Source organism: Chromohalobacter nigrandesensis (assembly GCF_023061285.1).
Taxonomy (GTDB): Bacteria; Pseudomonadota; Gammaproteobacteria; order Pseudomonadales; family Halomonadaceae; genus Chromohalobacter; species Chromohalobacter nigrandesensis.
This window is the reverse complement of sequence record NZ_JAKGAM010000003.1, coordinates 275,771-300,692: the sequence shown is the minus strand read 5'-3', so window position 1 is coordinate 300,692 and position 24,922 is coordinate 275,771. Positions and strand designations below refer to the sequence as shown.

The 24,922-nt window shown below is 61.3% G+C and carries 24 protein-coding genes and 1 other RNA gene; 8 read left to right on the top strand and 17 right to left on the bottom strand.

All coding sequences use genetic code 11. The features are described 5' to 3' along the window. Positions 1 to 116 precede the first annotated feature (116 nt). On the top strand, positions 117 to 353 hold the full coding sequence (locus tag L1073_RS06745) for an addiction module protein (protein ID WP_246897834.1): 237 nt from the start codon (positions 117 to 119) through the stop codon (positions 351 to 353). A gap of 783 nt (positions 354 to 1,136) precedes the next feature. Here the strand turns inward: L1073_RS06745 and L1073_RS06740 are convergent. The 11 genes from L1073_RS06740 to L1073_RS06690 all read right to left on the bottom strand — a co-directional run bounded on the left by L1073_RS06740 (position 1,137) and on the right by L1073_RS06690 (position 12,204). Then, entirely contained in the window at positions 1,137 to 3,344 is a 2,208-nt protein-coding gene (locus L1073_RS06740) for an OsmC domain/YcaO domain-containing protein (protein ID WP_246897833.1), read from the bottom strand. 201 nt (positions 3,345 to 3,545) lie between these two features. Beyond that, the gene (locus tag L1073_RS06735) at positions 3,546 to 5,279 is read right to left on the bottom strand and encodes a methyl-accepting chemotaxis protein (protein WP_246897831.1); all 1,734 of its coding nucleotides are present in this window, start codon (positions 5,277 to 5,279) and stop codon (positions 3,546 to 3,548) included. A 315-nt stretch (positions 5,280 to 5,594) separates the two neighbouring features. Then, the gene (locus L1073_RS06730) at positions 5,595 to 6,131 is read right to left on the bottom strand and encodes a macro domain-containing protein (RefSeq protein WP_246897830.1); all 537 of its coding nucleotides are present in this window, start codon (positions 6,129 to 6,131) and stop codon (positions 5,595 to 5,597) included. A 180-nt stretch (positions 6,132 to 6,311) separates the two neighbouring features. Continuing rightward, complete coding sequence (locus tag L1073_RS06725; protein ID WP_246897829.1) at positions 6,312 to 6,575, bottom strand: Txe/YoeB family addiction module toxin; 264 nt, start codon at positions 6,573 to 6,575, stop codon at positions 6,312 to 6,314. After that, positions 6,572 to 6,814, bottom strand: coding sequence for a type II toxin-antitoxin system Phd/YefM family antitoxin (locus tag L1073_RS06720; RefSeq protein ID WP_246897827.1), 243 nt, complete (start codon positions 6,812 to 6,814; stop codon positions 6,572 to 6,574). Before L1073_RS06720 ends, L1073_RS06725 begins: the two co-directional genes overlap by 4 nt. A gap of 117 nt (positions 6,815 to 6,931) precedes the next feature. Beyond that, positions 6,932 to 7,219: a HigA family addiction module antitoxin gene (locus L1073_RS06715; protein ID WP_246897826.1), complete on the bottom strand. Its 288-nt coding sequence runs from the start codon at positions 7,217 to 7,219 to the stop codon at positions 6,932 to 6,934. Positions 7,220 to 7,230: 11 nt separating this feature from the next. After that, positions 7,231 to 7,509, bottom strand: coding sequence for a type II toxin-antitoxin system RelE/ParE family toxin (locus L1073_RS06710; protein ID WP_246897824.1), 279 nt, complete (start codon positions 7,507 to 7,509; stop codon positions 7,231 to 7,233). A 52-nt stretch (positions 7,510 to 7,561) separates the two neighbouring features. Further along, on the bottom strand, positions 7,562 to 8,794 hold the full coding sequence (locus tag L1073_RS06705) for a UbiH/UbiF/VisC/COQ6 family ubiquinone biosynthesis hydroxylase (protein WP_246897823.1): 1,233 nt from the start codon (positions 8,792 to 8,794) through the stop codon (positions 7,562 to 7,564). Positions 8,795 to 8,814: 20 nt separating this feature from the next. Next, entirely contained in the window at positions 8,815 to 10,017 is a 1,203-nt protein-coding gene (ubiH, locus tag L1073_RS06700; protein WP_246897822.1) for a 2-octaprenyl-6-methoxyphenyl hydroxylase, read from the bottom strand. A gap of 167 nt (positions 10,018 to 10,184) precedes the next feature. Then, on the bottom strand, positions 10,185 to 11,534 hold the full coding sequence (gene pepP, locus L1073_RS06695) for a Xaa-Pro aminopeptidase (protein ID WP_246897820.1): 1,350 nt from the start codon (positions 11,532 to 11,534) through the stop codon (positions 10,185 to 10,187). A 64-nt stretch (positions 11,535 to 11,598) separates the two neighbouring features. Beyond that, a complete protein-coding gene (locus tag L1073_RS06690; RefSeq protein ID WP_246897819.1) occupies positions 11,599 to 12,204 on the bottom strand; it encodes a UPF0149 family protein in 606 nt (201 codons plus the stop codon). Positions 12,205 to 12,414: 210 nt separating this feature from the next. On the opposite strand from L1073_RS06690, the gene L1073_RS06685 reads away from it, so the two are divergent. From L1073_RS06685 to L1073_RS06675, 3 genes are all read left to right on the top strand, one after another. Then, positions 12,415 to 12,735, top strand: coding sequence for a cell division protein ZapA (locus L1073_RS06685; RefSeq protein WP_246897817.1), 321 nt, complete (start codon positions 12,415 to 12,417; stop codon positions 12,733 to 12,735). Between the two features lie 110 nt (positions 12,736 to 12,845). Then, a non-coding RNA gene (ssrS, locus tag L1073_RS06680) (6S RNA) lies at positions 12,846 to 13,028 on the top strand. Between the two features lie 8 nt (positions 13,029 to 13,036). Continuing rightward, a complete protein-coding gene (locus L1073_RS06675; protein ID WP_246897816.1) occupies positions 13,037 to 13,654 on the top strand; it encodes a 5-formyltetrahydrofolate cyclo-ligase in 618 nt (205 codons plus the stop codon). A gap of 428 nt (positions 13,655 to 14,082) precedes the next feature. Here the strand turns inward: L1073_RS06675 and ilvA are convergent, their stop codons facing one another. Further along, the gene (gene ilvA, locus L1073_RS06670; protein WP_281506014.1) at positions 14,083 to 15,648 is read right to left on the bottom strand and encodes a threonine ammonia-lyase, biosynthetic; all 1,566 of its coding nucleotides are present in this window, start codon (positions 15,646 to 15,648) and stop codon (positions 14,083 to 14,085) included. Between the two features lie 184 nt (positions 15,649 to 15,832). On the opposite strand from ilvA, the gene rpiA reads away from it, so the two are divergent. Beyond that, complete coding sequence (rpiA, locus tag L1073_RS06665; RefSeq protein ID WP_246897813.1) at positions 15,833 to 16,504, top strand: ribose-5-phosphate isomerase RpiA; 672 nt, start codon at positions 15,833 to 15,835, stop codon at positions 16,502 to 16,504. Positions 16,505 to 16,526: 22 nt separating this feature from the next. Here rpiA and waaA read toward each other — a convergent pair whose 3' ends face one another. The 5 genes from waaA to L1073_RS06640 form a co-directional block, all read right to left on the bottom strand. Continuing rightward, complete coding sequence (gene waaA, locus L1073_RS06660) at positions 16,527 to 17,819, bottom strand: lipid IV(A) 3-deoxy-D-manno-octulosonic acid transferase (protein ID WP_246897812.1); 1,293 nt, start codon at positions 17,817 to 17,819, stop codon at positions 16,527 to 16,529. A gap of 6 nt (positions 17,820 to 17,825) precedes the next feature. After that, positions 17,826 to 19,256, bottom strand: coding sequence for a bifunctional D-glycero-beta-D-manno-heptose-7-phosphate kinase/D-glycero-beta-D-manno-heptose 1-phosphate adenylyltransferase HldE (gene hldE / locus L1073_RS06655; protein WP_246897810.1), 1,431 nt, complete (start codon positions 19,254 to 19,256; stop codon positions 17,826 to 17,828). Then, positions 19,246 to 20,358: a glycosyltransferase family 9 protein gene (locus L1073_RS06650; RefSeq protein WP_246897808.1), complete on the bottom strand. Its 1,113-nt coding sequence runs from the start codon at positions 20,356 to 20,358 to the stop codon at positions 19,246 to 19,248. The genes hldE and L1073_RS06650 overlap by 11 nt, the downstream gene beginning before the upstream one ends. A gap of 125 nt (positions 20,359 to 20,483) precedes the next feature. Next, positions 20,484 to 21,446, bottom strand: coding sequence for an ATP-grasp fold amidoligase family protein (locus tag L1073_RS06645; RefSeq protein WP_246897806.1), 963 nt, complete (start codon positions 21,444 to 21,446; stop codon positions 20,484 to 20,486). A 53-nt stretch (positions 21,447 to 21,499) separates the two neighbouring features. Continuing rightward, a complete protein-coding gene (locus tag L1073_RS06640) occupies positions 21,500 to 22,660 on the bottom strand; it encodes a glycosyltransferase family 4 protein (RefSeq protein WP_246897804.1) in 1,161 nt (386 codons plus the stop codon). 162 nt (positions 22,661 to 22,822) lie between these two features. Between L1073_RS06640 and L1073_RS06635 the strand changes: the two genes are divergently transcribed. From L1073_RS06635 to L1073_RS06630, 3 genes are all read left to right on the top strand, one after another. Then, a complete protein-coding gene (locus L1073_RS06635) occupies positions 22,823 to 23,551 on the top strand; it encodes a 3-deoxy-D-manno-octulosonic acid kinase (RefSeq protein WP_246897803.1) in 729 nt (242 codons plus the stop codon). Between the two features lie 178 nt (positions 23,552 to 23,729). Next, complete coding sequence (locus L1073_RS17195) at positions 23,730 to 23,852, top strand: hypothetical protein (protein ID WP_281506004.1); 123 nt, start codon at positions 23,730 to 23,732, stop codon at positions 23,850 to 23,852. Positions 23,853 to 24,133: 281 nt separating this feature from the next. Further along, positions 24,134 to 24,922 (top strand): glycosyltransferase family 2 protein, encoded by a 789-nt coding sequence (locus tag L1073_RS06630; protein ID WP_246897801.1) that lies wholly within the window; start codon positions 24,134 to 24,136, stop codon positions 24,920 to 24,922.

Below are 24,922 nucleotides of genomic sequence, written 5' to 3'. Positions count from 1 at the left end.
TTGGCACACGTGCCGATTTGGAGCCGCAGTGCGGCGGAAAAGCGGTCACCGTGCTGCCACTTGTTAGGGCCTATGAATCGGGATAGCATAATTGTATCGCCACTCGCGGAGGCACCATGACTACCGAAACATTAGACCACCTACGCTCCCAGATTTTGACTCTCTCCGAGTCGGAACGTGCTGCGCTGGCCCGCGAGCTTATAATGAGCTTGGACGGCCCTCGTGACAATTCTGTTGAGCAGGCCTGGAACGATGAAATTGTTCGCCGTGTATCCAAGGTCAAAAGCGGAAAGGCTACGCTGCTCAGCCGTGAAGAATTTCGATCAAAGATGCGAGCGAGGTTAGACCAGTAACAGTGCGAACGGTAAGGATACTGGAAGAAGCCTCGCAGGAAGCGATAGAGGCAGCCGCATGGTATGAGTATGAACAGCCTGGACTCGGAGTCGAGTTTTTCGCTGCCGTTGATGCTGCCATCGACGTTATTGAAGAAAACGTCATCCCGTTATCACCTCTCCCCGAAGAGGCTGGCGATACCGATGCAAAGCGACTGATTGTAGAGCGCTTCCCGTACGATATAGTCGCGATCGAGTCTCCAGAAGAAACAGTCGTAATCGCCGTTGCCCACCACTCTCGCAGGCCTGGCTATTGGCTGGGACGTGGTAAGCCCTAACAGCGTATTAAATAGCACGCTCATTTTTCTACTTGAACGCGCCCGCGCGTTCAATAAATCTTCTCTAGCCCGTTACTTCGTACCCAAGTGATTGATTTTAAATAAAGTTCAGTATAATTCGGCAATCTATGCAGAATTTGCGTGCTTGCGCGTTTTACCGGAGCCAATATTCGGAATGAGAAATAACGGCAGGTCATGAATTCCAGGCACGCTACCGCCACCTACCTGCAAGCGGTGATGTGCCCTTGCCATCCATGCGGTAGTCCCTGCGTGAGTCGTTGTCATTCTTCAGTCTGGCCGTCTAAGCAGCTTTAGTGATTCAGAGTATTCAAGTGTGATGATGGATGCAAAGCGACGGTTGGTCGTAGAGGTGGGGCGCTGGTGTTAATGCATTAGGCGGGGCTGAATGCCCTCTCCGTCGGGGCGCGCCGTGAGTGGCGGTGACGGAGAGGGTGGGGAGGCGCGGTTACGAGGTGGCGATGCCGGCTTTGGCGGCGCGGGCGGCGTGCAGTTTCTTGTAGCTTTCGATCAGGCGCTGGTGGCGGTCGATACCTTCCAGCCCCATGCTGGTGGGCGTCAGCCCGGGGAAGCGTATCTCGTCGTTCACCGCGCCGATCACTTGGCGCATGGTCTCTTCGCCGAACATCCGCGTGAGGTTGCGGTGGTAGTCGTCGAAGTCGAGGGCGTCGTCCAGGGCGATCTCCAGCACCGCTTGCATGGCCTGGTGGAACAGGCCGCGCTGCACGGTGTTGTCGTTGAACTGTAGGAACATCTGGACGTGCTCCAGCGCTGCTTCGTACTCGCCTAGGGCGAGCTCGATCAGCAGCTTGAGCTCGAGGATGGTCAGCTCGCTCCACACGGTATTGTCGTCGAACTCGATGCCGATCAGCGTGCCGACCTTGATGTGGTCGTCGAGCTGGCTTTCTTCCAGACGTTCGAGCAGGTCGGCGAGGCGCTCATCCTCGAGCGAATGCAGGTTGAGGATGTCGGCGCGGAATTCCAGCGCCATGTTGGTGTTGTCCCACACCAGGTCCTCGACCGGGTACACCTCGGAATAGCCCGGCACCAGAATGCGGCATACCGGCGCGCCCAGGTCCTCGTGCTCCATCACGTAGGCTTCCAGGCCCTGGTCGGCGAGCAGTCCGTAGAGGCGCTCGGCTTCTTCTGCGGTGGTGCCCGCGAAGTCCCATTCGTGGAAGTCGATATCCGCGCGCTCGCTGAAGAAGCGCCAGGAGATCACTCCGGAGGAGTCGATGAAGTGCTCGACGAAGTTGTTGGGTTCGGAGACGGCCAGCGAGCTGAAGGTTGGCTGCGGCAGGTCGTTCAGGCCCTCGAAGCTGCGCCCCTGGAGCAGCTCGGTGAGGCTGCGCTCCAGCGCGACCTGGAAGCTCGGGTGCGCGCCGAAGGAGGCAAACACGCCGCCGGTGCGCGGGTTCATCAGGGTTACGCACATCACCGGGTAGCGGCCGCCGAGCGAGGCGTCCTTGACCAGTACTGGGAAGCCCTGGGCTTCCAGCGCGGCGATGCCTTCCTGAATGCCGGGATACTTGGCCAGCACGTCGTCCGGCACGTCGGGCAGGACGATTTCCTGCTCGATGATTTCCTTCTTCACCGCACGCTCGAAGATCTCGGAGAGGCACTGTACCTCGGCCTCGGCGAGCGTGTTGCCGGCGCTCATGCCGTTGCTGAGGTAGAGGTTCTCGATCAGGTTGGAGGGGAAATACACCGTCGCGCCGTCCGAGTGCCGCACGAACGGCAGCGAGACGATGCCGCGATCCGTGCGCCCGGAATTGGTGTCGATCAGGTGCGAGCCACGCAGCTCGCCGTCCGGGTCGAAGATCGCCCGGCAATGGTCGTCGAGGATGCCCGCGGGCAGCGCGTCGTCGTCTTCCAGCGGGAACCAGCGCTCGCTGGGGTAGTGGACGAAGGCGCTATCGGCGATCTCCTCGCCGAAGAACTGATCGTTGTAGAAGAAGTTGCAGGAGAGGCGCTCGATGAACTCGCCCAGCGCCGAGCAGAGTGCGGCTTCCTTGGTCGCGCCCTTGCCGTTGGTGAAGCACATCGGCGAGGCCGCGTCGCGCAGATGCAGCGACCAGACATTGGGCACGATGTTGCGCCACGAGGCGATCTCGATCTTCATGCCCAGGTCCTCGAGGATCTGGGTCATGTTGGCGATGGTGCGCTCCAGCGGCAGGTCCTTGCCTTCGATCCAGGTTTCGTCGCCTTCGACGCCGTCCTTGGCGCTCGTGCCCATCAACAGCGCCTGGGCGTCTTCGTCAATGTTCTCGACCGTCTCGATCTGAAATTCGGGGGCGTTCTGGATCACGCGCTTGACGCTGCACCGCTCCGCCGCACGCAGGATGCCGGTGCGGTCTTTCTCGGAAAGGTCCTCCGGCAGCTCCACCTGGATCTTGAAGATCTGGTTGTAGCGGTTCTCCGGGTCGACGATGTTGTTCTGCGATAGCCGGATATTCTCGGTGGGGATATCTCGCGCGTTGCAGTACAAGCGCACGAAATACGCCGCACACAACGCCGACGAGGCCAGGAAGTAATCGAACGGACTCGGCGCCGAGCCATCGCCCTTGTAGCGAATGGGCTGATCGGTCTCGACGGTGAAATCGTCGAACTTGGCCGCCAGCCGCAGATTTTCGAGAAAATTGACCTTGATTTCCATGTACAAAAAACCGGGTTGGTGTCGGGGTGCGCCCACAAGCGAATTGCTCGCCATTATCCGGGTTTCAAGCGGGTATGTCTTGGGTAGGGGATGAGTCGAGTGGTGCAATGTCGAGGCGCGGCCCCTCGGCACCAAACGACCGCCGGCGGCGGTCGTTGTGGCATGTCGTTACACGAACGGGGGGCGATTTGTCAGAAGTGCTTAGAACGCTTCCCACTCTTCCTCGACCGTATGATGCGCCGGGCTACGGGTGTTCGACAAGCGAGGCGAGGATCCCGGTGCCCGCTGCTGACCTGCGCTGTGCGAGGCCCCCTGGGACAGATCGGCTGCCTGGCGCACAGCCTGTGACGAAACATCGCCAAGCTGGAAGGCCGACATCAGTTCCATCAGCTTATGCGCGCGTTCCTTGAGGTTATTGGACGCATTGGCACTCTGCTGGACCAATGTCGCGTTTTGCTGCGTGACCTGATCCATCTGGGTGACGGCTTCGCCCGCCTGCTGTACCCCATCGCGCTGTTCGGCGGTCGCGTTGCTGATTTCTTCCATCAGTTCGGTAACACGCTTCACGGAAGCCACCACCTGCTCCGTGGTCTTGCCGGCTTGGGTGGCCAGTTCCGTCCCCTGCTCGACACGCTTGCGATTGGCGGTGATCAAGGCGTTGATCTCCTTGGCCGATGATGCGGAGCGGCTGGCCAGCTCGCGCACTTCCTGAGCAACCACGGCAAAGCCTCGGCCGTGCTCACCGGCGCGCGCCGCTTCGACGGAGGCATTCAGCGCCAGGATGTTGGTCTGAAAGGCGATACCGTCGATCATCGAAATGATCTCGGCTACTTCTTTGGAGCTGCCATCGATGTCGTGCATGGTCTGCACCACCTGCGTGACGACCTCGCCACCGTCTTCGGCGATTTGCGAGGCGTTGGCGGCCTGCTTGCGCGCTTCCACGGCATTATCGGCGTTTTGCTGAACGGTGCTGCCCAGCTCTTCCATGGCGGAGGCGGTCTCGGCCAAAGAGCTCGCTTGCTGCTCGGTGCGGGACGACAGCTCGTTGTTACCCTCGGCGATCTGCTCGCTATTGGTCGCTACCGATTCCGCCGAACCGCGCACCTGCATCACTGTCGTTTTCAGCTGTTCTGCCATCGCCATCTGAGCGGCCATGATGCTGTTTCGATACTTAGACTTCAGCGTCACCTTGCGAGTGAGGTCGCCATTGCCCACCGCCTCGGCGAAGGCCTTGACTTGATGAGGCTCCGCGCCCAGCTCACGCAACAGCAACCGGGTCAGCACCGTCGCCACCAGCCCCCCGATCACCAAGGCGCCTAAGCACAGCAGCAGCATGGTAATCTGGAAATTTTCGGCGATGTTGCGAGCAAAACCGGTTTCAGTCGCGTTGAGCTGCTGCTGCAACGTGATAAAGGCATTGATGTCGTTCAACCAGGTACGGAAGGCTGGCGCCGCTTCATCGAGCAGCAACTGCTTGGCGCCGTCGATATCGCCTGCCTGGCGACGCTCGATCACTTCATCGATCAACGGCATGGTCGTGGCCTTGATCTCCTGGATAGCGGCCAATTCATTACGCTCATCGGGGGTGATATTGCCGCGCGAGACGATGTCCTGCATGCCGGCGGCAGCCTCGCGGTAGTCGCCTTCGAGGCGTTCGATATCCGCCAGGATCGGTTCTAGGTCGGCCTCGTCATCGACCAGTACCGCATCGCGCACGGCGATGGCGCGATCGTGGACACTGCCACGAAAATCGACCGCATACTGTTGTTTGACGCTATTGACGTCGTTGATGACCTCCATGCTGTGGTCGATCAAGTTCACCTCACGTACCCCCTCAGCGGTGAGGATGACCATCAGCAAGAGAACACTGGCAAAGCCGGCCGTCATTCGGGTACGAATCGTCGTTCCCTGGAGCCATGAAAAGATGTTTTTCACGATGTTATTCCTATTTGGCGAATCGGAGAAAGCACATGCGCCGAAGACGATGTGTCGTCCAGCGATAAGCGCAAGTATACAATTCTTGTACAGTAAATAAACATCTGTACAAGAAAATACTACAAATTCTTTTAGCCCGTGCCTGGGCACTCTGAGCCGCCTGGGCTGCGAATGTCAGGTATCGGGTACGCTGTACAGGGGTGGACAGAAGGTGTCCTGGGGGAAGAAAGGTGTGGGAGTAGAGAAAGACAGGGGCGCCGAGGGTTGGGTCATCCGGCGCCCGATAGTGGCGGCGTTTCAATTAATGGAGGCGTTTCAATCGAGCAAGCGTTCGAGAACCTCTTCATGGACCCGAACGTCCGCCTCCTGGAACAGCACGAAGCGGATATGCTTGACTGAGGATAGCTGGGGCAGCATCTCGCGCACCGTCTTGAACGCCACTTGCGCCGCTGGCTCCAGCGGGTACCCGAAGGCCCCGGTCGAGATCGCCGGGAAGGCGATGGAGGCCAGCCCGTTTTGCTCGGCCAGTTCGAGCGCATTGCGATAACAAGCGGCCAGCAACGGCTCGGCGGGTTCATCCACGCCGTACACCGGCCCCAGGCAATGCACCACCGAGCGGTTAGGCAAGTCATGAGCGCCGGTGATCACCGCTTGCCCCGGCTGAATGGGCGCCAGCGGCTGGCATTCCCGCTCCAGTTCCGGCCCGGCACTACGATGAATTGCCCCCGCCACGCCGCCGCCGATGCGCAACTCCGCATTCGCCGCGTTCACGATAGCCTCCATATCCGGCTGGTGCGCGATGTCACCCTGCACGCACTCAAGCGTCACGCCCTGAAGATTGCGTTTCGTCATGAACTTACCTCCATGGGTATCTGATCCGTTATCTACACGCACAGTTCATGAGCGAAGGAAGTACCTTCGCGAATGACACATTTTCTGTGGAGATACCAGGAAGGTTAGGTGCGGCTTCACGCTGCCACAAGCTTCTTGACCCGCAGGTCCTTGCGGTGCTGCTGCAAAAGAAACGGAGCACTATTCGTAATGGCTCCAGAGCCTAAGAATTTTCACCACTTTCTCATCATCAAGCACTTGGTAAACAAGGCGGTTCTGGATATTGATTCTGCGTGAATAAGCCCCGGCAAGATCACCGACGAGCTTTTCAAATGGAGGAGGCTTTCGATATGGGTCTGCTGAGATCAGCGTCAGCAACTCTTGTGCTTTTGGTTTCAGGCCACTTGAGGATAATTTTTTTGCATCTTTCTGGGCTTGCTTGGTGTAAACCAGCTTCCATGTCACCAGTCCAACTCCTCATCACACTCATCGACAGGGGCAGCCATCCCCTCGCGAATCGAGTCACGCATACCCGGCACAGAAAGCAGGTAAAGCGTTTCCTGAACAGCAGCCCAGTCCTCCTCAGAGATCAACACGGCCTTGTTCCGTTTCCCCATGATGACAATCGGCTGATGAGACTCGGCGGTTTCATCAATTAACCGATATAGATTGCTGCGCGCTTCTGTTGCAGTAATTCCGGTCATGGCACACCTCCTTACTTGGCTAACTAGAGTGTACGCTATCTCGAACGTACGTCAAAACGAACGCCTCATGATAAGCAGTGCGTCGCGCTCGCCAGCAAGCCTGGCTATGTGCCATTCCTATGCTGCCACAAGCTTCTTGACCCGCAGGTCCTTGCGGTGCTGCTCGGCATGCCATAGCTCATACTGAGACTGCTGGTTGAGCCAGCTTTCCGCCGATGTTTCAAACGCGATGGAGAGACGGATCGCCATTTCGGGACTGATGCCGGCTTTGCCGTTCAGCACAGCGCTCAAGCTTTTACGACTTACTCCTAGTGCTTCAGCAGCGACAGTGACAGACAGGCCAAGGGGCTCAAGGCATAGCTCCCTTATGACTTCACCTGGATGAGGCGGATTGTGCATCAACATCGGGCGGTACCTCAGTGGTAATCTTCATAGTTCACGATCTCGGCATCACCGTCTTCGAACCGGAACGTCACGCGCCAGTTACCGCTTACCGTAACCGACCAAATGCCTTTACGTGAGCCCGTGAGTTCATGTAATCGAAGACCGGGCAAGTCCATGTCCTTGGCATCAGAAGCGACGCTCAATCTACCAAGAATGAGCCGAAGCCTCTTTGCATGAGCAGCCTGAATCCCTGCGGTATTACCAGATTTGAAGAACTTGGCCAGGCCCTTGTGTTTGAAGCTTCGTATCATCCACCAAGCGTAACCCGTAACGTATCAGGTATCAATCTTTGCAACGCAGCCCTTAACGACACACGGCGGGCAGTTCGCCGCGTTCACCGGCGGCTTGGCGGATCATGATGCGCTTGAGAGGCATGAGCTTGTCGGTGCTGGAGAGGCCGATATTACGTATCAATCGTAACGCGGGGTGTTTGGCGCCGAACAGCAGGCGGAAGCCGTCCATCAGTGCCAGCATGGCGGCGTTGTCGCCTCGCCGGCGGCGGGCGTAACGCGCCAGTGTGCGGGCGTCGCCGAGTGCCACGCCACGTTGGCGGGCGTGGATGATTTCTTCCGCCAGCACCGCCGCATCCAGGAAGCCGAGATTGACGCCCTGGCCGGCGAGCGGGTGGATGCTGTGCGCGGCGTCGCCGATCAGAGCTAGGCCCGGCGCGGTGTATTCGCGGGCGTGGCGCTGGGTCAGCGGGAAGTGGTGTACCTCGTCGAGCACTTCGATCTTGCCCAGCCGACCTTCCATGGCGTCACCTAAGGCTTGGGCGAACGCCTCCGGCGATAGCGCCAGCAACCACTCGGCGTGCTCGGGGCGGGTCGACCAGACGATCGAGCAGTGCCGGTCGTCCGCCTCGACGCGCAACGGCAGAAAGGCCAGCGGCCCGTCGGGCAGGAAGACCTGGCGTGCCACGCCGCCGTGACTATCCTCGCAGCGCAGCGTGGTAACCAGCGCGACATGCCCGGTGTCGCGCTCGCTGACCTCGATGCCCGCCAGGTGGCGAAGCGGTGAGCGTGCGCCGTCGGCGGCGACCACCAGCGGTGCCGTCCAGCGACTGCCATCGTCAAGGGCGACCTCCTGCGCGTCTGCCTCGCGAGTAAGGCCGGCCACGCGCGCGCCGAAGCGCTGGGTGACGCTCGGCAAGGCCTCTAGGCGTGCTTCCAGGGCGGCCAGAATGACGTCGTTCTCGACGATATGGCCGAGCTCGCGCAGGCCGATATCCGCCGCCGCGAAGGCGATCTCGCCGCTGCCTTCACCATCCCAGACACGCATGCCCTGATAGGGCGACACGCGCCGCTCGGCGATCCACGGCCAGGCGCCGAGATGCGTCAACAGGCGCTGCGATACCGGCGTCAGGGCGCTGACCCGTGGCGCGGGCAGGCCGTGGCCGACGTCGTCACGCGTCAGCGGCGCAGGGCGGGCATCGAGCACCGTTACCGAAATACCCGCCTCGCCGAGCAGCGCCGCGAGGGCGCTGCCGACCATGCCGCCGCCGACGACGATCACGTCATCGTGTGTTGTCTCATCCATGCTGGTTTCCTCGTCGGCCTTCATCGCTCTAGCCCCATGGCGCGGCGCGCCAGGGTACGTCGCAGTGGACTCACGATATTGAGTCCCACCAGGCCTGCGGCGCGCAGGTGGGAAAACGCGGCATGCTCGATGCCGAACAGGCGAATCAGGCCATCGCTGAAGCGGATGACGTTACGCCGGTCGGCGGCGCGGCGGGCCTCGAAATCGCCCAGCAGACTCGCGCTGCCGATGGCCTGGCCACGCGCCAGCCCGGCCTCCAGCGACGTGACCAGATCCATGACGCCGCGCAAGGCGAGATTGAAACCCTGCCCGGCGACCGGGTGCAACGAGTGGGCGGCGTTGCCCATGATCGCCAGATGCGGGCGCACCGGCTCGTTGGCGGTGACCAGCGACAGCGGATAGGCGTCACGCTGCCCGATGCGCCTAAAGCGCCCCAGGCGGTCGCCGAAGGCCTCTTGCAGTCGCCGCAGGCATTCGGCGTCGCTCCATCCCAGCGTTTCCTCGCGTGGCGCCTTGGCGTGGGTCCAGACCAGCGCCATGCGGCGCCCGGCCAGGGGCAGCAACGCCATCGGGCCCAAGGTCGAGAAGCGCTCAAAGGCCACGCCGGCGTGGTCGCGACCGATCTCGACGTTGGCGATCAAGGCGTGCTGTTCATAGGACTGCGCCTGGCTGGCAATACCCAGGCGCTCCTTGAGCCCCGAGCGGCCACCATCGGCGAGCACCGTCAAACCGGCTTCGAGACAGGCCCCGTCGCTGAGGGTCAGGCGGTGGCCATCGGCGATGGGCACGATATCCTCGACCCGCGCCGGGCAATGCCAAGTCAGCGGTAACGATTCGAGGCCAGCGTGCAGCACGCGCCCCATCCAGGCGTTGGGAATCACATACCCCAGGGCATCGAGATGGAACTCATCGGCCGTCAGCCGCGTCGCCCCGAAACGCCCGCGTTCGCTGACGTGGATCTGGCGAATCGGTGTGGCGCGCTCGGCCATCGACGCCCACACCCCGAGCCGTTCGAAATGCCGGCGCGAGCCTTGTGCAATGGCACTGGCGCGGGCATCGAAACTGGGCTGGAAGGTCGTCGGCTGCGTCGCGTTCAACGGCGCGGCCTCGATCACCGCCACGCGCAGCCCGTGGCGCTCGATCAGTGGCGCCAGGGCAGATGCCAGGCTGGCGCCGACCAGTCCGCCTCCCACGATGGCGATATCGACCCGGTTTGACGGCATCGAACACTCTCCCTGTCGACTTCGAAGGTCTTGCCATACGCGATGGCAAGACACGCTGTTTTGTACCACGTTAAAGACATGCACGGCAGCCGTGACGCTCGCCGTTATGAATCAACACGCACCCATAACGTAATTACGTAACAATAACTCGTACGATCAAGCAATGATCAGCCGTCACACATAAGTGCCTCAATTTCCGCCACTTCCTTGGGAACGTCCGCCGTCAACACCTCGTGCCCCGTGGCGGTCACCACGACATCGTCCTCGATGCGAATACCCATGCCGCGATACGCCTCGGGAATGTCCTCGGCGTCGGGAATATAGAGTCCGGGTTCGACGGTCAGCACCATGCCCGGCGCCAGCGCACGCGGTTCGCCGTCCACCCGATAGGTGCCGACGTCGTGCACGTCGAGCCCCAGCCAGTGAGAGGTCGCATGCAGGAAGAATCGCCGGTAGCCGTCATCGGCGATGCGCTCTTCGAGCGGGCCTTCGAGCGGGCCTTCGAGCAGCCCCAAGCGAATGAGGCCGGTGGTCAGGTCGCGCACGACGCCGTCGTGTATCGCGCTCAGAGTGGTGCCTGGCGCGACAGCGGCCACCGCGCGGCATTGCGCTTCGAGGACGACCTCGTAAAGCTCACGCTGCGCTGGCGTGAAGCGGCCGTTGACCGGGAAGGTGCGCGTGATGTCGCCGGCATAGAGATCGAACTCACCGCCGGCGTCGATCAACACCAGGTCACCATCGCGAAGCGCAGCACTGTTCTCGATATAGTGCAGCACACAAGCGTTTGCGCCGCCCCCAACAATCGTGGCATAAGCCGGGGCACGGGCGCCGTGCCAGACGAACTCGTGCTCGAGTTCCGCCTGGAGCTGATACTCGAGAAGGCCCGGAGACACGTTTTGCATCGCCCGGCGGTGCGCCTGCGCCGAGATGCGTGCGGCGTGGCGCATCAGGCCCAGTTCCACCTCGCTCTTGATCAGGCGCCGTTCGTGGATCAGCGGCGCGACATCGGCGAAGGCACGCGGCGTGCGTTCGCCACGCCGGGCCTGGGGCGCCAGTTCGGCGCGTAGCGATTCGACCAGGGCCAGCATCTCGCCGTCGTCGAGGGGCAGATACAGCGTTTCACGGCCCTCGAGAAGCTCGGGAAGCAGGGCATCGCGGTCGTCGTTCTCGTAAGCCTCATCGACACCATACGCCGTCACGGCGGCCTCGGCGCCGATACGCATGCCGGTCCAGGCTTCTTTGAAAGCGTCTTTTTCCTGGCAGAACAGCACGCTTTCGCCGGCGCCGCGGCCGGGCAGCAGCACCAGCAGCGCGTCGGGTTCGGGGAAGCCGCTCAAGTAGTGGAAGTCGCTATCCTGACGAAAGGCGTATTCGCTATCGCGATTGCGCGTGACCAGCGAGGCCGCAGATATCAATACGGCACTGTGTTCGGGCAAGGCCGTCATCAACGCCTGGCGGCGGGCACGGTATTCAGCGGAAGAAATCGCCGCTGGACGCGGCAAGGCAGTGCGAGGCATGGGCGCTCCTCGAATGGCAGGAGAAAGGCAGGAAAGGGCCGGCATATCCGGCCCAAGCGGTTCGTCAGTGCGTCTGTGACGGCGGCGTGACGGTATCGTCGCCCTCGGGATTCTCGACGCGTTCGACCTGGGGCTGGCCAGGGTGCTGCTCGGTATAGAGCAGCATAGCGGCCATGCGTCCATGCTCGGTCAAGGCAAAGAGGTCGTTCTCGTTCTCGGCGTTATCCTCGAGCTCGATCTCCAGGTTGACGAGCGAGCCGAGGTCTTCGAGCACTTCGCGCAAGGCCGGCGACCAGTCGTCACTCTGGCCGCCGGCCTCGACGATGGCCTCCAGGAAGCCCTGGGTCCATTCCTGGAGGCCGTGCGCACGTTCAGCGAGGGAGAACAAGTCATCGGGCAGCAGCGGCTCGAAGTTGAGCTCCGGCGCGGCCAGGGCGTCCAGCGCCTGGCGGCGCCAGGCGAGCAGGACTTCGCCGTCTTCGCGGCTATTGGGCTGCTCGACACCCAGGGCCGCACAGACTTCTTCGAGCCAGGTATCGGCGGTAATGTCGGCCAGCGCCAGACGTGCGCACAGGCGGCCGTCGAGAAACGCCGGTGACTGCATGCTGCCGTGGGCGAGAAAGGTGTCAGCGACACGCGAAAAATCGAGCTGTTCGTCGATGAGGGACATGAAACGGTCCTGTGCTGCAGGCCACCGAGCCGCGTTGACCACGACCGGGCGGCTCTTTATAGTGATCAATGGCTTACATGGCGGTGAACGCAGGCTCGCGACGGCAGGATGCCAATATCGACGAGACCGTTCCCTCCACCGCGCATGACGCGGAAACTTGGTTCCATCTTACCGCATCGGGCCCGACCTTGGCCCGCTCTGGAGCGATCCATGAACGACGCCTCGCGGCCGACGATCGAAATCACGTTGCTGGGACGCCCCTACGTGATCGCTTGCCCGCCCGATCAGGAAGACGACCTCAAGCGCGCCGCGCGCTATCTGGATCGCGCCATGAACGGTATCCATTCCCAGGGCAAGGTGCAGGGCGCCGAGAAGATCGCCATCATGGCGGCGCTGAACATCACCCACGAACTCCTCGAAGCGCTCGACACCCAGCGCGAGAGCGAAACCAGCCTGTCGCGTCTTAGCGAGCGTCTGGAACAGGCTTTGGCCGATGCGCCATCCTCCGGCGACGATAAATCCTCGAGCTGATAGCAATGCCTCGGCCGACAAGCGTTCATTTGGCAAGCGACGCACATCCTGTGCAAGAAGATAAAGTGCCTGGCATTTTGGCCGCGCCCCAGTCTCTGCTAGGATGAAGGAGTTCCCTGAGGTGTTCGCCAGTCGTTATAGTCCCTCGAGCCTATGCGCAATACCCTGGGGGCCTTTGCTAGACGGGTCTGTGTGCATGTCCGTGCGACGGAAAGCCTGATGACTCGTCTGAGGCCACCCACCTTGAACCTTTGGGTTCAGGGCCAGAACGACAGCGGCACTTTGGGGAACCTCACCGAATATGACGCACGACCTCCCTCTCGAACTATCCGACCGACGCAGCCTGCGCCGCGAATTGCGCCGGCGTCGACGCCGACTCTCCGCATCCCAGCGCCGCCAGGCCGCCTACGCGCTATGCCGCCGTCTGCGCCAATTGCCAGAGGTCAAGCGCGCGCGCCGCGTCGCGCTCTATCTACCCAACGACGGCGAGGTCGACCCGACACCGCTGATCGCGTGGTTCCGACGCCGCGGCGTCCGAGTATATCTTCCGGTGCTGCGCCCACTATCCGACAACCGCCTGTGGTTCGTGCATTACCATGCCCAGACACCCATGCGCACCAATCGATTTTCCATCTTGGAGCCGAGCACCCGGCATGGCGCGCATCGCGCACGGCGCTTGCCGGCCTGGGCGCTGGACCTGGTGCTCATGCCGCTGGTCGGCTTCGACCCCCAGGGCAATAGGCTGGGCATGGGCGGCGGCTTCTACGACCGCACCTTTGCCTTTCGACGCCTACGCCGCCCGCATCCGCGCCTGATCGGGCTCGCCCACGATTGTCAGTACGTCGAGCGGTTGCCCGTCGCGGATTGGGACGTGCCTCTCGATGCCATCGTCAGCGACGCCCGCACCGTACGTCCGTAACGCAAGCGGCCGACGATGGGAAACCATCGTCGGCCGCTCGGCGGGCCATGCAAACACTCGGGCGTTCATGACGACCGGCGAGTACGCCCAGATACCGGGGCGCTCATCAAGTGCCCATCAATGTCTGTGCGTAACCCGTCGCCACGACACCCAAGCCAAACAACATTACTAAAGCCATGACCAAATCAGGCTTGCGTTTCATTTCCTGCTCCGTAAAGGACTGTTTCTTATAGCACCCCAAATAACGCTTACGACTATAGGGCCAGCCGTATGGGTTGACAACTAGCCTCGGACACAAGAATGAAACGTTTGGTTAACGAACGATGTTCTTATTTGATATTCGACATACGACTGACATGAGAATCTATGTGAATATAGATTCTCATAATCGAAAGCTATGAAGGTGCCATGGCATGACGCCGAGCTGTTCACGCCATGAACAGGCGATAGGCGGGATTGTCGGTTTCCTTCCAGTAACGGTAGCCGATGCGCTCGAAGTGTTCCTCGACATGCGCACGGGCGCCATTAGGAATCTGCATGCCTACCAGGACCCGGCCATACGCCGCCCCGTGATTTCGGTAGTGGAACAACGAGATGTTCCAGTCGGCGGGCAGATGCGTCAGGAAGTTCATCAACGCACCGGGGCGCTCGGGAAACTCGAAGCGATAGACTTCCTCGCTGAAGTGTTCCTTGGGACGCCCGCCACCGAGATGGCGAATATGCAGCTTGGCCAGCTCGTTGTCGGTGAGATCTTCCACCGGATAGTCGGCCTCGCGCAGCTTGTCGATGACCGCCTGGCGGTCGTCGCCGCCCGGCTTGACCTGCACGCCGACGAAGATATGCGCCTGCTCGGGATCGGCGTAGCGGTAGTTGAACTCGGTGACCATGCGCTTGCCGATGGTCTTGCAGAACTTCTTGAAGCTGCCGGGGCGCTCGGGAATCGTTACCGCCAGGATCGCCTCGCGCTGTTCGCCCAGTTCGGTACGCTCGGCGATGTGCTGCAGACGGTCAAAATTGGTGTTGGCGCCCGAGTTGATGCACAACAGCGTCTGGCCATCGACGCGCTCTTGCTGGATATACTTCTTGAGCCCGGCCAGCGACAGCGCGCCTGATGTCTCGGCGACGGCGCGCGTGTCCTCGAAGATATCCTTGACCGCCGCGCATATCTCGTCGGTGGTGACGGTAACCACACCGTCGATCCAGTGGCGCAGGATCTCGAACGGCGCCTCGCCAATCTGCGCCACGGCGACGCCTTCGGCAAATACGCCGACCTGGTCGAGGGTCACGCGCTCGTTGGCTTCCATGGCCGCCTTGAGGCAGGCCGAGTCTTCCGCCTCGACCCCAAACACCTTGATCTCGGGGCGCAGGTACTTGATGTAGGCCACCACACCGGCGAGCAAGCCGCCACCGCCCACGGGCACGAAGATCGCATCCAACTGCCCGCTGTGCTGACGCAGGATCTCCATGCCCACCGTGCCCTGACCGGCGATCACATCGTTGTCGTCGAAGGGCGGGATGTAGGTATAGCCATGCTCGTCGATCAGCTCGCGCGCATGCGCCAGCGCCTCGCCGAAGGCATCGCCCTTGAGCACCACCTTGGCGCCTCGGGCGCGCACCGCCTGGACCTTGATGTCCGGCGTGATGCGCGGCATGACGATGATCGCCTTGACGCCCATCTGCTTGGCAGCCATCGCCAGGCCCTGGGCATGATTACCGGCAGAGGCAGCGATCACGCCCTTGGCCTTCTGCTCTTCGCTTAGCTGGGCCATCTTGTTATAGGCGCCGCGAATCTTGAAGGAGTAGACCGGCTGCAGGTCCTCACGCTTGATCAAAATCGTGTTGTTGAGACGGCGGGAAAGGAAGGGAGCAGGCGATATCGGCGTTTCCCGGGCAGCTTCGTATACGCGTGCCTGGAGGATTTTCTTGGCGGTCTCTTCTAGCATTCTGGTGTGTCCTGCGAATTCGCGCGTCTCATTGTGAAGCCGGTGCGCCAGGGGCGGCGGCCAACCGGTAGCAAACTTCCATTGTTAGCAGAGGGCGCGGCACATCGTCCAGTCCCACGCGTGTCGTCATGTCTCTTATGCAGCGCGGATAAGCTCTATAATGGGCACGGATTTACCGATACGTCTTACTCAGGACGTTTTCACGACTCGTTACGAACGCCCATACGGACGCACCATGACCCAAGACGAACTCAAGCGCGCGGTAGCTGCTGCCGCCATCGAGGATATCAAGCCCTTGCTCGGCCGCGACACCATCATCGGCGTGGGCACCGGCTCCACTGCCAATTTCTTCGTGGACCTGCTCGCCAAGCTCAAGCACGACTTCCAAGGCGCGGTGGCAAGCTCGGACGCCACGGCAGAACGTCTACGCAGCCACGGCATCGATGTTTTCGAGCTCAACCACGTAGGCACGGTGCCGGTCTACGTCGACGGCGCCGACGAGATCGATGCGCACTTCAACATGATCAAGGGCGGCGGCGCGGCGCTGACGCGCGAGAAGGTTGTCGCGGCCTGCGCCGAGCGTTTCGTGTGCATCGCCGACACCTCCAAGCACGTCGATGTGCTCGGCGGCTTTCCGCTGCCCATCGAGGTGATCCCCATGGCACGCTCCTACGTAGCGCGCGAGCTGGTCAAGCTGGGCATCACCCCGGTCTACCGCGACGGCGTGGTCACCGACAACGGCAACCAGATCCTCGACGGTTACGATTGCCTGTTTGAGGACCCCAAGACCATGGAAGAACGCCTCAATAACATCGTCGGCGTAGTCACCAACGGGCTCTTCGCCCAGCGCGGCGCCGATGTCTTGCTGTTGGGGACGGAGAATGGCATCGAGCGCCACACGCCCTGACGGCGTCCGGAAGCGCCTAGCGTTACGCGTTGGATCGGGCCGGCAGGCGCGCCGCGATGCCTTGCAGCGTCTTTTCCAGCGCGCCGCGATTGGCGGCCACCACCGCTTCGCCGGCGGCACCCAGCCGACGACGCTGGTCGGGGTCGTCAGCGAGGGCCGCCAAGGCCTCGCCCAGAGCTTCGGCAGAGTCGACCTCACATAGCGCCTGGGCCTCGCGCAGGGTCTCGGCGATGTCCTGAAAGTTCGCCAGGTGCGGCCCGGTAAGCACCGGCACGCCGAGCGCGGCGGGTTCGAGCAGGTTGTGCCCGCCGATGGGCACCAGGCTGCCGCCTACGAAGGCAGCATCCGCCGCGGCGTAGAAGCGCATCAGCTCGCCCATGGTGTCGCCCAGCAGGATGCTCGTCTCGGCTTCCACCGTTTCATCTTGCGAACGTCGCGCGAGGCGTTCACCGCGCGCCTCGCAGAGCTCGGCCACCGTCGCGAAACGCTGTGGATGGCGTGGCACCAACACCAGCAGCGCCTGAGGATGCGTGCGTCGCAGGCGGGCATGCGCGGCCAGTACTTGCTCGTCTTCGCCCTCATGGGTCGAGCCTGCCACCCACACGAACCGCGAGCCCCAATGGGTATGTAAGCGCTCACCATCATTACGCAACTCGGCATTGATGGGTAGATCGAACTTGATCGAACCCACCACCTCGCCGCGCGCCTCGGGTAATCCCAGCGCCGTAAAGCGTTCGAGATCCGCTGCCGACTTGGCCGCCAGCCAACTCACCGCCCCCAGGGCGCCACGCAGCAACGGCACCAACTTGCGATAGCCCTGGAAGGCCTTGTCCGAGAGCCGGGCGTTGGCGACGACCACGGGCACCTGCTGGCGTTCACACGCTGCCAGCAGGTTGGGCCATAGCTCGGTCTCGACGATGATCGCCAGGTGCGGGCGCAAGCGCGCGATGAAACGCCGCGCCGCCCCCGGGAAGTCCAGCGGCAGGAAGTAATGCGTGAGCGCATAGCGCTCGGCGGGAAACAGCGCCCGTACACGCTCGGCGCCGGTGGCGGTCATGGTGGTGACCACCAGGCGGTGGTCGGCGTGGCGTTCGGCCAGTGCCTCGATCAAGGGCCGCGCCGCCAGCACCTCGCCGACCGAAGCGGCATGCAGCCAGATCGTCGGCGCGCCGTCTCCTGCGTCGGCGATCAGCCCCAAGCGTTCCGCGCGCTTGTTAGTAAGCGCATGCTCACGCCATACCCGCCACCAGATGAGAGGCGAGAGCAGATACAGCAGCGCGCTGTAGAGACCGCGTGCGACACCCGGAGCCATCATTGCGCCTTAACCTTCACGGTCGAGAATGGTACCGATCATCGCCGTAGTGGAGACACCGTCCTCGAAATTGAGCACTCGGACCTCGCCGCCATCGGCGATGACCGCCTCGCCGCCAGCGATGTCTTCGGGGCGATAGTCGCCGCCCTTGACCAGCACGTCGGGCAACACCTCGGCGATCAAGCGTGTCGGGGTTTCCTCGGCGAAGGGCACTACCCAGTCCACCGCACTCAAGCCCGCCAGCACCTGCATGCGGCGTTCGAGGGCGTTGATCGGCCGCTTGGGACCCTTGAGGCGCGCCACGGAGGCGTCGTCGTTGACGGCCACGATCAACCGATCCCCCAGCCGCTTGGCCTGCTCGAGATAGGCCACGTGGCCAGCATGCAGGATGTCGAAGCAACCGTTGGTCATCACCACGCGCTCGCCGCGCAGCTTGGCCGCGCGCACCGCATCGATCAGCGCGCTTTCCCCGATGGGACCGAATTCGGCGAGCTTGTCGCCATGCAGTGCCGTGTAAAGCTCGGCGATGGACAGCGTCGCGGTGCCCGGCTTGGCGACCACCAGCCCCGCTGCCAGGTTGGCGAGCATGATCGCTTCGGGATAGCCGTGGCCCGCCGCCAACGCCAACCCCAGCACACCGATGACGGTATCCCCGGCCCCAGTAACGTCATACACCTCGCGGGCATGCGTCGGCAGATGCAGCGGCGCGTGGCCCTCGCGGATCAACGTCATGCCCTTCTCGCTGCGCGTGATCAGCAGCGCTTCGAGCTGCAAGTCGGCGCGTAGCTGCTCGCCCTTCTCGGCGAGCGTGGCATCGTCGGGGCACGGCCCCACCACCGCTTCGAACTCCCCCAGGTTGGGGGTAATGATGCTCGCCCCGCGATACTTGTCGAAGGCATGACCCTTGGGGTCGACCAGCACGCGCTTACCTGCCTGGCGCGCGATGGCGATCAACGTTTCGACACGGTTGAGGCTGCCCTTGCCGTAGTCGGAGAGGATCACCACGTCGGCGTCGGGCAACGCCGCTTCGACGCGTTCGGTCAGGCCTTGGGTATCGATGTCCCACAGTGATTCCTCGAAATCGAGACGCAGCAACTGCTGGTTGCGACTCATCACGCGCAGTTTGGTAATCGTGGGAATATCCGGACTATGCTGAAAGTAAGTACTCACATTGACGGAATCGAGACGCGCCTTGAGCAAGGCGGCATTGTCATCCTCGCCGACCACGCCGGCCAGCGCGGCGTGCGCGCCCAGCGCAGCGATATTGAGTGCCACGTTGGCGGCGCCGCCGGGGCGGTCTTCCGATTCGCCGACCTTGACCACCGGCACCGGCGCTTCCGGCGAGATGCGCGAGGTGCCGCCGTGCCAGTAGCGGTCGAGCATGACATCGCCCACCACCAGCAAGCGGGCCTGTTCGAGAACGGTCAGATCAAGCTTCATGGTCGGACTCCGAGCGGGGCGAAGCGGACGGCGCGGCATCCAGCAAGGCATCGAATTGAGCGATGACGTCGTCGGCATGGATCAGGCTCATGGCGTCGGGGTGCCGCACGCGCGTGCCCCACGGGATGGCCTCCGGTGACTTGTGCAGATAACGACGCACGGCATCGGGGTAACGGTCGACCACGAAACGCCGCCAGCAATAGGGCGCTGCGCGATCGGGATTGGTGGTGGCAAAAAGCCCCAGCGTCGGCGTGCGCAGGGCGTTGGCCATGTGCACCGGCCCGGAGTCCGGCGCGATCACCATCCGCGCACGGTCGAGCATCGCCAGCAGCCCCTTGAGCGATGTCGCGCCGATGGCATCGATGACCGCGTCTTCCGCGCACAGGGCACGAATGTGCGCGCCCATTTCCTGCTCCTGGGCGCTGCTGCCCCCGGTCATTACCGTGCGCAGGCCGTGCTCTTCCCAAGCATGCGCGATCACCGCCGCATAGCCCTCGGCGGACCAGTTGCGGAAATTGCGCAGGCGCGGGTTGGAGCAGGGGCTGATCACTACGTAAGGCGCCTCACCGGTGACGCGCGCCGCTTCCTGGTAGGCGCTGTCGGGGATCGCCAGATCCCAGCGCAAGGGTTCGGCATCGACGCGCTCCTCGCCGCCCAGCAGGCGTGCGAAATCGAGAAACGACTCCAGCACATGCGCACGGTCATGCGGTGCCAACTGACGATGAGTGAACCAGTGCTGCCAGTCCTTGGCGCGGGCCTTGTCGTAGCCGATACGCAGATCCGTCTTGAGACCCAGGGAAAGCACGCTGGCGCGCAGCGCCTGTTGCATGTGCAGCAGCACATCGAAGCGCGTATCGCCGAGCTGGCGCCAGATCTCGCGCATGCCGGCCCACCCCGAGGCCTTGTCATAGACGATGAACTCGACCCCTGATAAACCGGCCAGTAGACTGTGCTCCCCCTTGCCGATGATCCAGGTGATGCGCGCATCGGGCCATAGGCGCTGCAGCACGCGAATGGTCGGGACAAGGTTGCAGACATCGCCCAGCGCGGAAAGGCGCAGGATGCCGATGTGTCGCGGACGCTCTGGCAGAGAATGCTTCATGGGCCTGACCGACTTCCCATTGGATGAAACGGACATTCTAACGGAAATTGGGCGCCGAACGTGACCGAGGATGCGTCAGCCGTAACAGGCGGACCACTTATAGAAAATCCCGGATAGCACAAATTTCACGCAGCCGGATCGTGCAGGTCGTTTTTATCTCGTAACGATAATTGGTAGGGCAGATCGAACCAGCGCCCCCAATCCTCGTCTACCGCTTCAGGATCGAAGCGAATGAATCCGCTGCCGGGGGTAAACGTCATTTCGCCGAAATAGACGTGATTGTTGATCACGTACAAATCCACGCGGACGTAGGAGAAACCTTCGGATAGCTGATCGGCACACTCCAGCAATTCTTGCAGACAAGCAGGGGGAGTCGGTTCCTGTGTGTTCGGGCTGGTGGGGTACTTAGCCCTGAGCGGGACTCGCTCCCAGTCCGAGGTATAAAAGTCTCGTGTATGATCGCCCAACCGATCGCTATCGACTTGGAGGACCATCTTTTGAGCGCCGTTCTTGCGAAAACAGTGAATCTTGTAATCTCGCGGCACGTTGCCATCTTCATCAAGCATCAATCGCTCTACGAGTATCGTCGGATCGATATGGCGGTACTGCGTCTCCCGAGAACTCGTATAGAAGTTACACGCCACCCAAGTATCGGTTTCCTTTTTCAGTGCCTCGTAATCGAGCGCCTGCTTATCAAACACGATTCGGTTCATGGCACTGCCATGATTGGCCTTGATCACGAACTGTGCCGGCAGCGTATCGAATAAGTGACGAGTCAACACGGGTTGGTTCGCCAGCAACGGGATCAACCGATCTGCACCAATCCGGTCTGCAACGTAGTCGCGTACGCGGAGCTTGTCTGCGAGCTCACGGAATACGGGCTTATCCGCGTTCAGTTTTAAGTAGGTAACTTTTTCACTGAAAGTTTTGGGGGTTTTTAAATTTGGCGGAAAACCAAAGCGCTTGTCGAATTGTCTAATGGCCTCTTTCTGATCGGAGCGCTTCAGGCGTCGAAATTTTTCCGAAGCACGTTTTTTGGCTTTCAGCCAGTAAAAACGCCACTCTTGGGGATTAATGCTGTTTTTCATAGAACATCTGCATTCATCATTCAGTGAATATCTGGCGTCGTTCTCGATAATTTTCAGTAGAAACTTTCCATATTATCAGCGCCTTGCTCCAGCTGTTGGAACGATATTTTCAATTTCTCGGTCTGGCAACGATAGGAGTAATCGGTGACTAGCGTAGAGAGTGCCGCCCCCAAGGCGCCGAGATTATCATCTTTCAACATTTGCTCAAGGCGATCGACCCATCCACCTATATCCCGACTTTCCAGCATTAGGTCGGCATGATTCAGCTCGAGCAGCTCGGCAGCACCGGTAGTGGTCGATAGCAGCGCAGGGGTGCCGCAAGCCATCGCTTCTAGCGCTACGCGTCCGAACTCTTCGATATGGGCCGGCAGCACGAACACGTCGAGCGCGCCGTAGAGTGTCTCGACGTCACTGACCGTGGTGCGCCAGATAAAGCGCTCGGCAATGCCCGCCTGTTCGGCCTGGTGCTGATAGGGCGAGAAATCGTCCTTGCCGACGACCAGAAAGCGGCATTGCCCCGGTAGGCGTTTTTCCAGACCGGCGGCCATGTCGACGAAGCCGGCGACGTTGCGTTTGGTGAAGTTGCCGGAGGTGACCAACCCGATCAGCCAGGTGTCGTCATCGACGCCCAGCTCACGCCGACGCGCCTCGCGGCCTACCGCAGCCCGCTGGAGATTGAAGATCTCAGGGTCATAGCCTGGGTAGCTGATCTCAATTCGCGATTCATCGATACCATAGCGATCGCGGAAGTCCTCCGCCATCATCCGCGAGTTGACTGCCAGGCGGCGAAACTTGCCACTCTGCAGCACGCGGTCGTGAATCGCTGCCACCTCGTGGCCCTCGGGTAATTCACGGCCTTGGATACGCTGGCTGGCAAGATGCACGCAGTTGTGCATGTAGACGACGTCCGGCGTCTCGACATCGCCGTGGCTGACCAGCATCGTGGGATGATGGCGACGACACCACGCCTGCACCCGCCGATTGAACCAGAAGCGCCGGAACGGACCCTTAAACGGCCAGCGTTTCAACCGAACCAGCTCCGCACCGGCTGCTTCCGCCAGCTCTCGCCGACCGCGCTCGGCGAGAATCACCACCCGATAGCCCAGTGTCTTCAATGCCGTTGCCTGCTCAAAGGCGTTGCGACTAGCACCAGTACTTTTTTCCACCTGGCGAATGGCAATCACGGCCAACGGCGCTTGCGAATCTTCAGTCACGACAGTTTCCTTACAATATTCGATGGATGCTGATCGGTGTGACACGCCGGCATGCGATGGCGAGTTTTCCTGGTTACAATGTGCTCCTGTGGCGCTGATTTGTGCCTAACATGCCACTGGCTAGCTACGGTTTACCCTACGGTCCAACGTCAAGGATTGGTCATGCCATTATCGACCCATCACCATCGGGAATCGTACATCTTATATGATCGGGCGCGTCTCTCTCATCCTGAGCAGCCGATTCTACCTCCTTTCGGCGAAGCATGGCTCGATCCGCAGGCATGGGTCCAGCGAGGTCTAGTGACCGGGACAGCGCCGGGCCGCGGAGCGAGCCAATTTCTCTCTGTCGACGGCAACGATTGGGTTTTGCGCCCATACCGACGTGGTGGAATGGCGGCCAAGATAAGTCGAATGGACTACCTATGGAGGGGTTTGGAAAACACCCGGGCATTTGAGGAAATGCGGCTGACACATTATCTCTTCAAGCAAAATCTGCCGGTCCCGGCCCCTGTCGCCGCGCTTGTCGTTAAACACAGGATGACGTACCACGCGGCGTTGATGACCGAGCGTCTGCCTGATAGTCAGGCACTGGCGGAACGTTTGACCGATATGACGCCTGAACTGCTCGCTGACGTTGGCGCCACTATCCGCCGTTTTCACGACGCTGGCCTCGACCATGTCGACCTCAACGCCCGCAACCTGCTCGTCGATGCCAATGACCGGATATGGCTGATCGATTTCGATCGCTGCCGGTTGCGCACCCCAGGCCGCTGGCAAGAGGCCAACCTGGCACGCCTCAAGCGCTCACTTTTTCGTTTCTCACCTGCAACTGCAGAACACGCTTTCGCCGCCATCATGAATGGCTACCGACACATTCCCAGTGGCTCCTAGTAAAGCTTTCCCATGCAAGATACGTTGAGGCATCGTTGGCGCTATTGTTGAAGGCGCGCTGGGCATCTCCTCCTCGGCCAGCCTCGATGGCGTCGGTTTCGATGGCATGATTTTCTCGTCGGTCGATCCGCTGCGATTGAGTACACCAGGTAGCCCACCTGCGAGTCGGGACCGGAAGATGACCGAGGATTGGTTGCAGTGGCGCGATCAGGAGGAGCAAAAAGACGCGTCGCCGTGGTTCGGCATGCTGTTCTACGATGCCCCACACGGCTATGACGTGCCGGCTGATGCCGCCCATTAGCCGGATATCGATCATCCCTGGGTCCAGTCCAGTAGCTACATCGACTACGGCATCATCGAACCGAATCGCATCACCGTGGTCTATGGCACCGGTCAGTGGAAGATCGTCGACCGCCAACTCAATCCGGTCGAGGGCGCCGAGTTTTCGCCAGCGGTGTTTGAAGCGATGCAATGGTTTCGTCGATTCTATCGCTAGCCGTGTCGATGTCACCATGACTAGCGCTACAATATGTCCTGTGGCGCTATCAGACACATCTCTTCATCAAAGAATCAGGACTGCTCATGGCCGCCATTACTGGCGTAGTGATCACGCTCAACGAAGCCGACAACATAGATGCCTGTCTGACATCGCTCAACCGAATCTGCGACGAGTTGATAGTGATTGACTCTGGCTCTCATGACGATACCGTCGCCCGCGCCGAAGCGTTGGGCGCCAGCGTGATTCATCAACCCTATCTGGGGGATGGGCCGCAGAAAAACGTGGGTCCGCGTGCCGCGACTCATCGCTGGGTACTGTCGCTAGATGCCGACGAACGCCTGACTGAAGAAGCGGTCATCGCCATCAAGACACTCAATCTCGAAAGCGACAAGCACGATGCTTACGCGCTACGCCGGCGCAATTTCATTGGTAGCCGCTGGGTCCGGCGCTGTGGCTGGTATCCCGATTACTGCATTCGACTGTTTGATCGCGATCGCACAGGCTTTTCCGAGAGTCGTCAACATGCTTCCGTCCAGGCGAAGTCCCCTCAGCGCCTGGATGCCGATCTCGAGCACTATTCATTTGCCAACCTCGGCGAGCTTTTCAGCAAGGCCAGCGGACGTTTTTCCAATCGTGCCGCCAAGATCATGTACCTCAAGGGCAAGCGTGCCAATGCGTTGTCACCGACACTGCATGGCGCCAACGCTTTCGTACGCAAGTACCTGTTTCAGGCCGGCTTTCTAGCGGGTAGCGACGGTGTCTCGGTGGCCCTGTCGGCGGGCATCAACGCTTACTTGAAGTACGCCAAGCTGCTCGAGTTCCAGCGCGATGCCCAGGTGCTAAACGCCGAAGATTTCGACCGGGTATGGTGA